Genomic DNA, 11,209 nt, shown 5'->3' with positions numbered 1-11,209 from the left:
TTGCCTGAAGACGAGACCCGCGGAGCCGCGCATCCGAGAGAGCTCCGGAGCGGGGTGGGGCTCCGGGCACCGGGTCTCGATGCGCCGTCGGAGGCGGCTACGCGACCAGCAAGGGGTCCGGAGCCTGCCGCGACAGCGTCCTACTCGTCGAGCGCGAGCTCCTTGGGGAGCTCGAACTCCTTGCGGGAGAGCTCCTCGACGTTGACGTCCTTGAAGGTCAGCACGCGCACCGACTTCACGAAGCGGTCGGAGCGGTAGACGTCCCAGACCCACACGTCGCGCATGGTCAGCTCGAAGTAGAAGTCGTGCTCGGTGTCGCGGCGGACCAGGTCGACCTCGTTCGCCAGGTAGAACCGGCGCTCGGTCTCGACGACGTACGAGAACTGCGAGACGACGTCGCGGTACTCCCGGTACAGTGCCAGCTCGACCTCGCGGTCGTAGTCCTCGAATTCGTCCTCATCCATCGTTGGACAATCCTACGCCGAGCCGACGGGCACGAACGCCGGGAGCGGCTCCTCGACGCTCTCCCGCGACTTCGACAGCCAGGTCACCCGGTGCAGCGGGGACGGGCCGACCCGCTCGATCCCCGCCCAGTGCGCGGCGCTGCCGTAGCCCTTGTTGCTGTCCCAGGCGTAGTCGGCGAAGTCGTCGTGGTGGCGCACCATCTGACCGTCCCGGCCCACCTTCGCGAGCACGGAGGCGGCGGAGACGGCGGCGCAGTCGCGGTCGGCCTTCACGCGGGTGACGATCGTCAGCTCGGCCGCCCACTCGCCCAGCGCGGGCGTCAGCCAGTCGTGAGCGCCGTCGAGGAGGACGACGGCGGTGGCGAGGTCGACGCCCTGGTCGGCGAGGCGCTCGATGCCCCTCGACGCGGCGCGGCCGAGGCCGGCGATGATCCCGGTCTCGTCGATCTCGTCCGCCGAGGACTCGCCGATCGCCCAGGCGGAGACCCACTTCGCTACTCCCGGCAGGAGCGCCTCGCGGCGGGCGGGAGCGAGCATCTTGGAGTCGCGGAGCCCCTCGGGGAAGCGCCCGCAGCGGCTGCCGATCGACACGACGCCGACCGAGACCGGACCGGCGATCGCGCCGCGGCCGACCTCGTCGCAGCCGATGACCGTCTCGTAGCCCTGCCGGAAGAGGCGCCGCTCCTGGGTCAGCGTCGGCTCGGCGACGACCACCTAGCCCTGCCCGCTCTGCGCGTCGTCCGAGCCCTCCTCGGAGGCCTCGGTGTCGACTCCGCGGAACACCGACGGGTAGTCGTCGAGCCACGCCCACTGCTGCACGGGCCAGGTCACGAGGATCGCGCGGCCCACGACGTTGTCGATCGGCACGAAGCCGCCGCCCGGCTTGTCGGTGTTGTAGCGGGAGTCGGCGGAGTTGTAGCGGTTGTCGCCCATCACCCAGAGCGAGCCCTCGGGCACGACGACGTCGAAGGGGGTGGCCGAGACGGCCTGCACCCCGTCCGGCAGCTTCACGTAGGGCTCGTCGATCGGGTTGCCGTTGATCTCGACCTGGCCGAGCGGCGTGCAGCAGGTCACGTGGTCGCCGGGCAGGCCGATGACGCGCTTGATGAGGTGGTCGTTGCTGTCGGGAGCGGTGAGGCCGACGAGCGCGAGGGCGGAGTCGACCGCGGCCTGGAACGGCGGCACGGAGGGCTCGGAGCTCGGCGAGAGCCATCCGCCGGGATCGCGGAAGACGACGACGTCGCCGCGCGAGATCGGCACGACTCCGGGCACGAGCTCGTTCACGAGGATCCGGTCGTTCTCGACGAGCGTCTGCTCCATCGAGGAGGAGGGGATGTAGAAGGAGCGGATCAGGAAGGTCTTCACGAGGAAGGAGACGAGCACCGCGACCACGAAGATGATCAGCACGTCGCGGAGGAAGAGCAGGACTCCCCGGCGCTTGCGCGGGCGCTTCTCGGACGGATCCGCCGAGTGGCGGGCGTGGTCCTCGCCTCCGGGGAGGCGGACCGGGGCCGTGCTGTCTGTCATCGCTCGCCGTCGCCCCTACTGTGCATCACCGGGTGGACTCCCCGGACGGATCGCCCCCGAGAAAGGGAGGAACCCCGGTCCATCATAGGTGGACCGGGGTTCCCGAGAAGTCGTGCGGATGCCGCTCAGGCGTCGCGCTTCTCCTTGATCTTGGCCTTCTTGCCGCGCAGGTTGCGCAGGTAGTAGAGCTTCGCGCGACGGACGTCACCGCGGGTGACGACCTCGATGTGGTCGATGACCGGCGAGTGCACGGGGAACGTGCGCTCGACGCCGACCTGGAAGCTCACCTTGCGGACGGTGAAGGTCTCGCGGACGCCCTCGTTGGAGCGGCCGATGACGACGCCCTGGAAGACCTGGATGCGCGAGCGGGAGCCCTCGACGATGTTGACGTGGACCTTGACGGTGTCGCCGGCGCGGAAGTCCGGGACATCGCTGCGGAGGGACGCCGCATCGACGGAATCGAGGATGTGCATGCTGTATCGCTCTCCGTGCCCGCCACAGGTCGAACACCGTTTCGTTGATGGAAGTCGGTCGTGCCCACGTCGTCGCGGCTCCCCTGTGGCAGAGCCTGCGCGAGGCACAAGCGATCATTCTGCCATGCCGCCTCGATCCGAGTCAAAGCAGGGTCGTGAGGAGGGCAGGGTCACCCGGAGGTCAGAGGCGCGCAGAGGGCGGATCCGTCTAGAGGGCCGAGCCGTGGAGCAGGGCGGGGCCTCGCAGTGGGACAGCGCCTCGCGGGACGCCCGACCCCTCAGAGGACGATGGTCTGCCCGTCCTGCGGGCGCTCCGGATCGAAGCCCTCGCCGGCGACCGGGCGGTGAGCGCCCTCGGCCTGCACGGACGCCGCCTCCGAGAAAGCGAGGAGAGTGGCCCTCGCGTCGGCGAGCAACCGCCACCCCGAGTGCCAGAAGGCCGCCACTCCGAGGACCACCGAGAGCAGGCCCAGCGCCCAGGCGCCGGGCGGGAAGAAGCCGAAGGCGATCAGGGAGAGGTGCCAGGCGCCGACCACGGCCACGTCGCCCCACGCGGGAGTGCGCGTGGGCCGAACGGTCACCCGGAATGCGACGATCGCGGCCACAGCCGCCAGCGCGACCGCCAGAATGGGGAGGGCGATCACCAGGCCGAGCACGGTCCAGCCGCTCGATCCTCCGAAGACCCCGTAGCCGAGGAGGATCCACAAGGGCAGCACGATCGCCGCCGGGAACTGCCAGGAACCGAATGCCCGTCGCGTGCGCATGCACCGACCGTACCCACCACCGCTGAGCGACGGCTCAGCGGACCCCGAGAGGATCAGGATGATCGAGCTACGCACCCCCGCCGAGATCGAGGAGATGCGTCCCGCCGGCCGCTTCGTCGGCGAGGTACTGAAGGCCACCTCCGCTGCCGCCGCGGTCGGCGTGAACCTGCTCGAGCTCGACCGGCTCGCCCACGACATGATCCGCACGGCCGGCGCCGAGTCCTGCTACATCGACTACCACCCCTCCTTCGGCGCGAGTCCCTTCGGCAAGGTCATCTGCACCTCCGTCAACGACGCGGTGCTGCACGGCCTGCCCTTCGACTACCGGCTGAGGGACGGCGACCTGCTCACCCTCGACTTCGCCGCCTCCGTGAAAGGCTGGGTCGCCGACTCGGCCATCAGCGTCGTGGTCGGGACGCCGCGCGAGGAGGACCTCGCCCTCATCGACACCACCACCCGCGCGCTCGAGGCCGGCATCGCCGCCGCGCAGCCCGGGAAGAAGATCGGCGACATCTCCGCGGCCATCGCGGCCGTCGCACACGCCGAGGGCCTGTCCATCAACACCGACTTCGGCGGCCACGGCGTCGGCCGCACGATGCACGGCGATCCGCACATCCCCAACGACGGACGCGCCGGCCGCGGCTACCCGCTCCGCCCGGGCCTCGTCGTCGCGATCGAGCCGTGGTTCCTGCAGACGACCGACGAGATCTACACGGACAAGGACGGCTGGACCCTCCGCAGCCGCGACGGCTCGCGCGGCGCCCACATGGAGCACACGATCGCCATCACCGAGACGGGGAACATCGTCCTCTCCGCGCGGGACTGACCAAGCGGTGGACAGTATTGCTATCCGATAGCGATACTGTCCACGTGCGAATCTCGGAGCTCAGCCGCAGCAGCGGCGTCAGCCTGCCCACGATCAAGTACTACATCCGGGAGGGGCTGCTGCCGCCGGGCGACGCCGCCGGCCCCCAGCGGGCGGAGTACGGGGACGCCCATGTCGCCCGCCTGACGCTGCTCCGGGCGCTCATCGAGAGCGGCGGCGTCGGTATCGCCGGCGCGAAGCGGATCACGGCCGCGCTCGACGCGGGCGTCGGTCCGACAGCAGCGTTCGAGGTGGCGCAGGACGTGGTCTCCGTGAGCGCCGACTCGACCGCGTCCGCCACCGAGGCGTCGACGCGGCGGATCGCCGAGGCCGCGGGCTCCGACCACTGCGGCCACCCTGCCGTCGCGACGGCGGCACGGGCGCTCGACGCGCTCGAGCTCTCCACCGGACCGATGAGCGCCGGCTGGCTCGAGACCTACGCCCGCGCCGCCGCCCTCGTCGCCTCCGCCGACCTCGACGAACTGCAGGCCCGCGAGAGCGTGAGCGAGCAGGCTGCCGTCGCCGCCGTCGGCACCGCGCTCGGAGACGTGGTGCTGCAGTCGCTCCGGCGCGTCGCCCAGGCGCGCGAGACGCAGAGCCGCTTCGGCTCGACGGAGGTGCCCCGATGAGCGCCGCGACCGAGACGCCCGCGCGCACGGCCTCCGCTGCTCCGCACCGGCCGCTCCTGGTGCTCGCTGCCGCGATGGCGGTCGGCGCCCTCCTCTGCGCGATCGCGCTGGTCGTCGATCCCCGCGAGCTCGGCGGGCAGCCGCTCTGGGGCAAGCCGCTGAAGTTCTGCCTCTCGATCGCGCTGTACGCCGTGACGCTCGCCTGGCTGATCGGGCTCGTGCCCCGCCGGCGCCGCCTCGCCCGAGCGCTGGGCACGGTCGCGGCGGTCGGTCTGGCGGTCGAGATGGTCGTGATCGGAGGCGCCGCCCTGGTCGGCGAGCGCAGCCACTTCGACGTCTCCACTCCCCTGCACGCCGCGCTCTGGGCCTCGATGGCCGTCTCGATCGTGGTGGTCTGGCTGGCGACGCTGGTCCTCGCCGCCCTCCTGGCGCGGGTGCCGCTCGGCGACCCTGCGCTGACGCTCGCCGTCCGCGTCGGACTCGTGATCGGGCTCGTCGGGATGGCCCTCGCGTTCCTGATGACGGGGCCCTCGCCCGGCCAGATCAGCGACTACCAGGGCGTCGTCGGTGCGCACGCCGTCGGAGTCGCGGACGGCGGACCCGGCCTCCCCCTCCTGGGCTGGAGCACCACGGGGGGCGATCTGCGCATCCCGCACTTCGTCGGGATGCACGCTCTGCAGGGGCTCCCGCTGCTTGCGCTGCTGCTCGGACGGCTGGCACCCCGGATCCCCGTGCTGCGCCTCGGATGCATCCGGCTGCGGCTCGTCGCACTGGCCTCGGCGGGCTGGGCGGCCGCGGTCGCCCTCACCTGCTGGCAGGCGCTGCGCGGACAGGCGCTGACCGCACCGGACGCGCTGACCCTCGCCGTCGCTACTGTGGCCGTGATCGCCCTCGCCGGAGGGACGATCCTCACCCTCGCACGAACGGAGGCCCGCGCATGAGCCGGCTGCACCGCGGCTGGACGCCGCTCGGGATCGTCTACCTCGTCCTCGCCCTCGCCGGGCTGATCGGGACCTGGACCTGGAACGTGCGGGCGATGCAGGAGGGCGCGGACGTGCTCGCCGGCCTCGCCGCGGGCGGGCCGTGGGTGTCGTCGTTCTCGACCGACCTGCTGGTCGTCGCGATCGCGGCCGTCGCCTTCATGGTGGTGGAGGGCCGCCGGATCGGGATGCGCCGCGTGTGGATCCTGGTGCTGCTCGCGCCGCTGGTCGCCCTCGCGTTCGCGTTCCCCCTCTTCCTCGCCCTCCGCGACCGGCACCTGGCCCTCGCGGCCCGGTGACCGTGCGGCGCGGGGCTAGGGAAGCAGTTCGGGGCGGACGCGGCGCGTGCGCTCGACGCTCTGCTCGTGGCGCCAGGCGGCGATCGCCCCGTGGTTGCCGCTGAGGAGCACCGGAGGGACGTCGAGGCCGCGCCAGGAGGCCGGCTTGGTGTAGCTCGGGTACTCGAGCAGCCCGTCGGAGTGGCTCTCCTCGACCAGGCTCGCCGGATTGCCGACCACGCCCGGGACCAGGCGTCCGACGGCCTCGATCATCGCCATCACGGCGACCTCTCCTCCGTTGAGGACGTAGTCGCCGAGGCTGATCAGCCGGACCCGCGCGCGCTCGGCGGTGTGGTCCACGACGCGCTGGTCGATGCCCTCGTAGCGGCCGCAGCCGAAGACGAGGGTGGACTCCTCCGCGAGCTCGCGGGCGGTCGCCTGGGTGAACAGCTCGCCCGCGGGCGACGGGAAGATCACGACGGGGTCGTCCGCGCCGTCGAGGATCGTGTCGAGCGCCTCGCCCCACGGCTCCGGTCGCATCACCATGCCGGCGCCGCCGCCGTAGGGCGTGTCGTCGACGGTGCGGTGGCGGTCGTGGGTGAAGTCCCGCAGGTCGTGCACGCCGAGCTCGATCAGCCCGCTCTGCCGAGCACGGCCGAGCAGGCTGATGTCGAGCACGCCGAAGAACTCCGGGAAGATCGTGACGATGTCGATCCTCACGACCGGGGCTCCTCCTCGGAGGCGGCGTCGGAGGCGGCCGGGGGCTCGTCGTCGGCGGGCTCCTCGAGAGCGGAGTCCGCGTCATCGGAGGCGTCCGGCGCGTCGGCGTCCGCAGGCGCGCTCAGCGCCGGGTCCGCGAGGTCGACACCGCTGAGGTCGACCGCGGCGGGCTCCTCCTCGGGAGCCTCCTCGAACAGGCCGATCGGAGGCGTGACCGTGACGATCCCGGCCGCGGCGTCGACGGAGGGGACGATCGCGTTCACGAACGGCACCATCACCTCGCCGGAGGGGGTACCGACGATGAGCAGGTCCTGCGCGGGGAAGTGGTCGACGCGGCGGACGGTGCCGACCTCGACACCGTCGCGGACGACCTTCATGCCGACCAGCTGGTAGTCGTACCAGGAGTCGTCCTCGCCCGGCTGGGTCTGCACCTCCTCGTCGATCCAGAGGATCGCCTTCAGGAGGGTCTCAGCGGCGTTGCGGTCGTCGACGCCTCGGAAGAACGCGACGGGGTGGCTGTTGTACCAGCGCAGCTCGACGAGCTCGAGCTTCTTGCCGTGCCACTCGGAGGTGCGCGGGACCTGCAGCGTGAACGTGGATCCGGGGGTGAAGCGCTTGTCGGGCTCGTCCGTGTAGAGCTCGAGCTTGATGGCGCCCTTGAGCCCGTGTGCCTTGGTGAGTCGGGCGACGCGGAGCTGCGTCGTGCCCGGTCCGGTGACCGACACCTCTACTTGTCGGTGTCGACGACGTCGACGCGCACGCGGCGCCCGTCGGCGAGCGCGGCGACGAGAGTGCGGACGGCCTTGGCGGTGCGACCGGAGCGTCCGATCACGCGGCCGAGGTCCTCGGGGTGCACGCGCACCTCGAGGACCTCTCCGCGCGGGGAGCTCGTGGCCACGACACTGACCTCATCGGGGTTCTCGACGATCCCCTTGACGAGGTGTTCGACGGCGGGAGCGAGCACTGACTACGCCTCGGTGGAGGTCTCGTCGGCGGTGTCCTCGACCGGAGCGGCCTTGGCCGGAGCCTCGGACTTCGGCTTGAGGACGGGCTTCTTCTTCGCGTCGACGACGAACGGAGCCTTGGGCTCCTTCACCTGGACGGTGCTGACGGCGTCGGCGTCGCCCTTGAAGCGGCCCCAGTCGCCGGTCAGCTTGAGGATCGCGGCGACCTGCTCGGTCGGCTGCGCGCCGACTCCGAGCCAGTACTGCGCGCGCTCCGAGTCGACCTGGATGAACGAGGGCTGCTCGGTCGGGTGGTACTTGCCGATCTCCTCGATCACGCGGCCGTCGCGCTTGGTGCGCGAGTCGGCGACGACGATGCGGTAGTAGGGCGCCCGGATCTTGCCGAGGCGCTTCAGACGAATCTTGACAGCCACAATTCTCCTGTGTGGTCGTTGACCGGTGTCCGGTCGATGATGGATGAACTGAGCCGTGAGCGTGGGGGCACACCCGGCGGAAGCTCGAGGGGGTTTCGTCGGCGGTGAGTAGAGGGTCGACCGCCTCGGACCCGACGGATCATTCTGCCAGAAAAACCGCCCCGGTGCGGGCCCGGCACGCCGCCGCCCAGCGGCACCCTCGCGGGAGCGGGCCTCGCGGGACCGGGAAGGCCTCCGCCGGGGCTCGGCGTCCGCCCCGGCCGCAGGTGGCAGGATGGCGAGGCGCGTCCCGATCGGCGGACGCCCGGATCCGATGAGGACCACGCCATGGAGATCAGCTTCGCCGCATCAGACCGCTCCACGCTCGGGATCGAGTGGGAGGTCGCGATCGTCGACCGGCAGACGGGCGATCTCGCCAACGTCGCCGATGTGGTGCTGGAGGCGCTCCGCAGCGACGACGGCGCCCCGCACCCGCACATCACCGGCGAGCTCCTGCGCAACACGGTCGAGCTGGTCTCCGGCGTGCACACCTCCGTCCGCGACGCGGTCGCCGATCTGCAGGACCAGCTGCGGCAGGTGCGCGAGATCACCGACCCCATGGGACTCGACCTCGTGTGCTCGGGCACGCACCCGTTCGCGCAGTGGTTCGACCAGGCCATCACGGACAAGGAGCGGTACCACCGCCTCATCGACCGGACCCAGTGGTGGGGCCGGAACATGATGATCTGGGGCATCCACGTGCACGTCGGCGTCGAGCACCGCGACAAGGTGCTGCCGATCCTCAACTCCCTGCTCGACTACTACCCGCACCTGCAGGCGCTCTCGGCGTCGAGCCCGTTCTGGGGCGGAGTCGACACGGGCTACGCCTCGAACCGCGCGCTGATGTTCCAGCAGCTGCCGACGGCGGGCCTGCCTCCGCAGTTCGGTGCCTGGGCGAACTACGAGGAGTACGTCGACGACATGATGCGCACCGGCGTCATCGACGACCACACGGAGGTCCGCTGGGACATCCGCCCCTCGCCGCAGTGGGGCACCCTCGAGATGCGCGCGTGCGACGGCCTCTCCTCCGCGGAGGAGATCGGAGCGGTCGCCGCGCTGATCCAGTGCCTCGTCGAGCACCTCTCGTCGCGGCTGGACGCGGGCGAGGACCTTCCGACGATGCAGCCCTGGTACGTGCGCGAGAACAAGTGGCGCGCGGCCCGCTACGGGCTCGAAGCCGAGATCATCCTCGACGCCGCCGGAGCGGAGCGGCTGGTCACCGACGACATCCGCGACCTGCTCGTCACCCTCGCACCGGTCGCCGAGCGTCTCGACTGCGTGAAGGAGCTCGGCGACGTCGAGCTGATCCTGGTCGCGGGAGCGAGCTACCAGCGCCAGCTGCGGACGGCGGCGGCGAACGACGGCGACCTCAAGGCGGTGGTCCGGGCGCTCGCGGGCGAGCTGCGCGACGGGCTCCGGGATCCCCGCTCATGACGCGTCCCGTCCTCCTCGCCGCAGCCGCGATCGGCGCACTGGCCCTCGGCCTCGCCGGCTGCTCGTCCTCGACGACGACCGGCCCGGCGACCGCGTCCCCCGCCGGCACCGCCACTCCCCTCCCGACCGTCACCGCCGATCCGCTGCCGCTCTCGATCGGTGGCTCCCTGCCCGCCGGCTCCCGAGTGACGATCGTCGGCGACAGCATCGTGCGCGGTCTGACGGTCGATCCGGAGCAGGCCTGGCCCGCACTCGTCGGCGACGACCTCGGCTGGGAGGTCACGAACCTGGGCTGCGACGGCGGCGGCTTCATCGAACCGGGCGACTGCGGCGTCGCGATCGGCGACCGCGCGGAGGAGATCGCCGACACCCGGCCCGACGCGATCGTGCTGATCGCCAGCAGCAACGACCTGGGCTGGGATCCGGAGGACGTGGACGCCGCGATCGGGCCGGCGGTGGACGCGATCGTGTCCGCCTCGCCCTCGGCCCGGCTCATCGCGCTCGACTCGGTCTGGGGCCCCGACCCGCGCCCCTCCGATCTCGACGAGTACGACGCGGCGCTGGTCGAGGCCGTGACGGCCGCCGGCGGCGGTGCGCTGGAGTACCCGGACCCCCTCCGCGAGGACGGGCTGCTCGGCGAGGACGGCGTGCATCCCACCGTCGAGGGCCAGCGCGCCCTGGCCGACGCCTTCGAGGTGGCGGCCGAGAAGTCCGGCCTCGCCCGGGCGGTGCCGACCGGCCAGAAGGCGACGGACGCGCCGGCGGCCTGACTCCGACGCGGGGCGCCGCCGTGACGGCGCCCCGCCGGGTCAGCGCGCGGTGCTGTTCCGGCCGTCGCGCCAGCCGAGCAGGTCGCGCACGGGCGCGAGGTCGATGTCCGGACCGGTGATGCCGAGCGTGAACAGGCGGGCGCCCAGGTCGTACTGCTGGTCGAGCACGTCGAAGGAGGCGTCGCCGACACCGCCGCGCACGCTCGCGCCGGTCGAGATCTCGATCGCGGCCGGGTCGCGGTCGACGCGGCCGCACCACTCCGAGAGCACGCCGAGCTTGCGCTCGAGCGTCGGGACGTCCGAGAAGCTGTGCCAGATGTCGGCGTGCTCGGCGACGATCCGCAGCGTCTTCTTCTCGCCGCCGCCGCCGATCATCACCGGGATGTCGCGGGTGGGCGCCGGGTTGAGCATCGACCACCGACTGCGGATGCGCGGCATCGCCTCGGAGAGCTCGTCGAGGCGGGAGCCGGGAGTGCCGAACTCGTAGCCGTACTCCTCGTAGTCGCGCTCGAACCAGCCCGAGCCGATGCCGAAGATCAGACGGCCCTCGGCGCCCTTGGCGCTGATGTGGTCGACCGTGCGCGCCATGTCGGCGAGGAGGTCGGGGTTCCGGTAGCTGTTGCAGGTGACCAGCGGGCCGAACTCGATGCGGCTGGTCTGCTCGGCCCAGGCCGCGAGCATGCTCCAGCCCTCGAAGTGCAGGCCGTTCGGCTCTCCCGAGAGCGGGAAGAAGTGGTCCCAGTTGAAGGCGATGTCGACGCCGAGGTCCTCGAGCTCGGCGAGCGTGTCGCGGATGACTTCGTAGGGGACGTGCTGCGGTGCGATCTGGACGCCGATGCGGACGGGGCGCGCGTGTGCGGTTGTCATGCCCTCACGCTAGCGAGCGGT

The 11,209-nt window shown here is 71.6% G+C and carries 16 protein-coding genes; 6 read left to right on the top strand and 10 right to left on the bottom strand.

Annotation, left to right across the window (positions count from 1 at the left end):
* Window positions 1-140: 140 nt before the first annotated feature.
* The 5 genes from C5C25_RS10095 to C5C25_RS10075 form a co-directional block, all read right to left on the bottom strand.
* The gene (locus C5C25_RS10095; protein WP_055792576.1) at window positions 141-464 is read right to left on the bottom strand and encodes a DUF2469 domain-containing protein; all 324 of its coding nucleotides are present in this window, start codon (window positions 462-464) and stop codon (window positions 141-143) included.
* Window positions 465-476: 12 nt separating this feature from the next.
* Window positions 477-1,178 (bottom strand): ribonuclease HII, encoded by a 702-nt coding sequence (locus tag C5C25_RS10090; protein WP_104250529.1) that lies wholly within the window; start codon window positions 1,176-1,178, stop codon window positions 477-479.
* Window positions 1,179-1,991, bottom strand: a complete 813-nt coding sequence (gene lepB, locus C5C25_RS10085; RefSeq protein WP_104250528.1) for a signal peptidase I — start codon at window positions 1,989-1,991, stop codon at window positions 1,179-1,181.
* A gap of 125 nt (window positions 1,992-2,116) precedes the next feature.
* Window positions 2,117-2,464, bottom strand: coding sequence for a 50S ribosomal protein L19 (gene rplS, locus C5C25_RS10080; protein WP_104223904.1), 348 nt, complete (start codon window positions 2,462-2,464; stop codon window positions 2,117-2,119).
* A gap of 278 nt (window positions 2,465-2,742) precedes the next feature.
* A complete protein-coding gene (locus C5C25_RS10075) occupies window positions 2,743-3,228 on the bottom strand; it encodes a DUF4175 domain-containing protein (RefSeq protein ID WP_146079466.1) in 486 nt (161 codons plus the stop codon).
* Window positions 3,229-3,286: 58 nt separating this feature from the next.
* Here C5C25_RS10075 and map point away from each other — a divergent pair, with 58 nt between their 5' ends.
* The 4 genes from map to C5C25_RS10055 are packed head-to-tail and all read left to right on the top strand — an operon-like array spanning window position 3,287 to window position 6,001.
* Entirely contained in the window at window positions 3,287-4,054 is a 768-nt protein-coding gene (map, locus tag C5C25_RS10070; RefSeq protein ID WP_104250526.1) for a type I methionyl aminopeptidase, read from the top strand.
* 44 nt (window positions 4,055-4,098) lie between these two features.
* Window positions 4,099-4,722, top strand: coding sequence for a MerR family transcriptional regulator (locus tag C5C25_RS10065; protein ID WP_104226873.1), 624 nt, complete (start codon window positions 4,099-4,101; stop codon window positions 4,720-4,722).
* Window positions 4,719-5,663: a hypothetical protein gene (locus C5C25_RS10060; protein WP_104250524.1), complete on the top strand. Its 945-nt coding sequence runs from the start codon at window positions 4,719-4,721 to the stop codon at window positions 5,661-5,663. Before C5C25_RS10065 ends, C5C25_RS10060 begins: the two co-directional genes overlap by 4 nt.
* Window positions 5,660-6,001, top strand: a complete 342-nt coding sequence (locus C5C25_RS10055) for a DUF2834 domain-containing protein (protein WP_104250523.1) — start codon at window positions 5,660-5,662, stop codon at window positions 5,999-6,001. The genes C5C25_RS10060 and C5C25_RS10055 overlap by 4 nt, the downstream gene beginning before the upstream one ends.
* Before the next feature lie 15 nt (window positions 6,002-6,016).
* On the opposite strand, the gene trmD is transcribed toward C5C25_RS10055, so the two are convergent.
* Genes trmD through rpsP form a run of 4 tightly spaced genes read right to left on the bottom strand, consistent with a single transcriptional unit; the run spans window position 6,017 to window position 8,078 of the window.
* On the bottom strand, window positions 6,017-6,700 hold the full coding sequence (gene trmD / locus C5C25_RS10050) for a tRNA (guanosine(37)-N1)-methyltransferase TrmD (RefSeq protein ID WP_104226875.1): 684 nt from the start codon (window positions 6,698-6,700) through the stop codon (window positions 6,017-6,019).
* On the bottom strand, window positions 6,697-7,425 hold the full coding sequence (rimM, locus tag C5C25_RS10045) for a ribosome maturation factor RimM (RefSeq protein WP_104247631.1): 729 nt from the start codon (window positions 7,423-7,425) through the stop codon (window positions 6,697-6,699). The genes trmD and rimM overlap by 4 nt, the downstream gene beginning before the upstream one ends.
* 2 nt (window positions 7,426-7,427) lie before the next feature.
* Window positions 7,428-7,664: an RNA-binding protein gene (locus C5C25_RS10040; protein WP_068210678.1), complete on the bottom strand. Its 237-nt coding sequence runs from the start codon at window positions 7,662-7,664 to the stop codon at window positions 7,428-7,430.
* 3 nt (window positions 7,665-7,667) lie between these two features.
* Complete coding sequence (rpsP, locus tag C5C25_RS10035; protein WP_104223912.1) at window positions 7,668-8,078, bottom strand: 30S ribosomal protein S16; 411 nt, start codon at window positions 8,076-8,078, stop codon at window positions 7,668-7,670.
* A gap of 327 nt (window positions 8,079-8,405) precedes the next feature.
* Here rpsP and C5C25_RS10030 point away from each other — a divergent pair, with 327 nt between their 5' ends.
* Both C5C25_RS10030 and C5C25_RS10025 read left to right on the top strand, forming a co-directional pair.
* Entirely contained in the window at window positions 8,406-9,551 is a 1,146-nt protein-coding gene (locus C5C25_RS10030) for a glutamate--cysteine ligase (RefSeq protein WP_104250522.1), read from the top strand.
* A complete protein-coding gene (locus C5C25_RS10025) occupies window positions 9,548-10,321 on the top strand; it encodes an SGNH/GDSL hydrolase family protein (RefSeq protein WP_104250521.1) in 774 nt (257 codons plus the stop codon). Before C5C25_RS10030 ends, C5C25_RS10025 begins: the two co-directional genes overlap by 4 nt.
* A 39-nt stretch (window positions 10,322-10,360) precedes the next feature.
* Here C5C25_RS10025 and C5C25_RS10020 read toward each other — a convergent pair whose 3' ends face one another.
* Window positions 10,361-11,188: an LLM class F420-dependent oxidoreductase gene (locus C5C25_RS10020; protein ID WP_104223915.1), complete on the bottom strand. Its 828-nt coding sequence runs from the start codon at window positions 11,186-11,188 to the stop codon at window positions 10,361-10,363.
* Window positions 11,189-11,209 lie beyond the last annotated feature (21 nt).

It is taken from the genome of Rathayibacter sp. AY2B9 (assembly GCF_002931595.1).
Classification (GTDB): Bacteria; Actinomycetota; Actinomycetes; order Actinomycetales; family Microbacteriaceae; genus Rathayibacter.
This window is presented reverse-complemented; position numbering and strand designations above follow the sequence as displayed.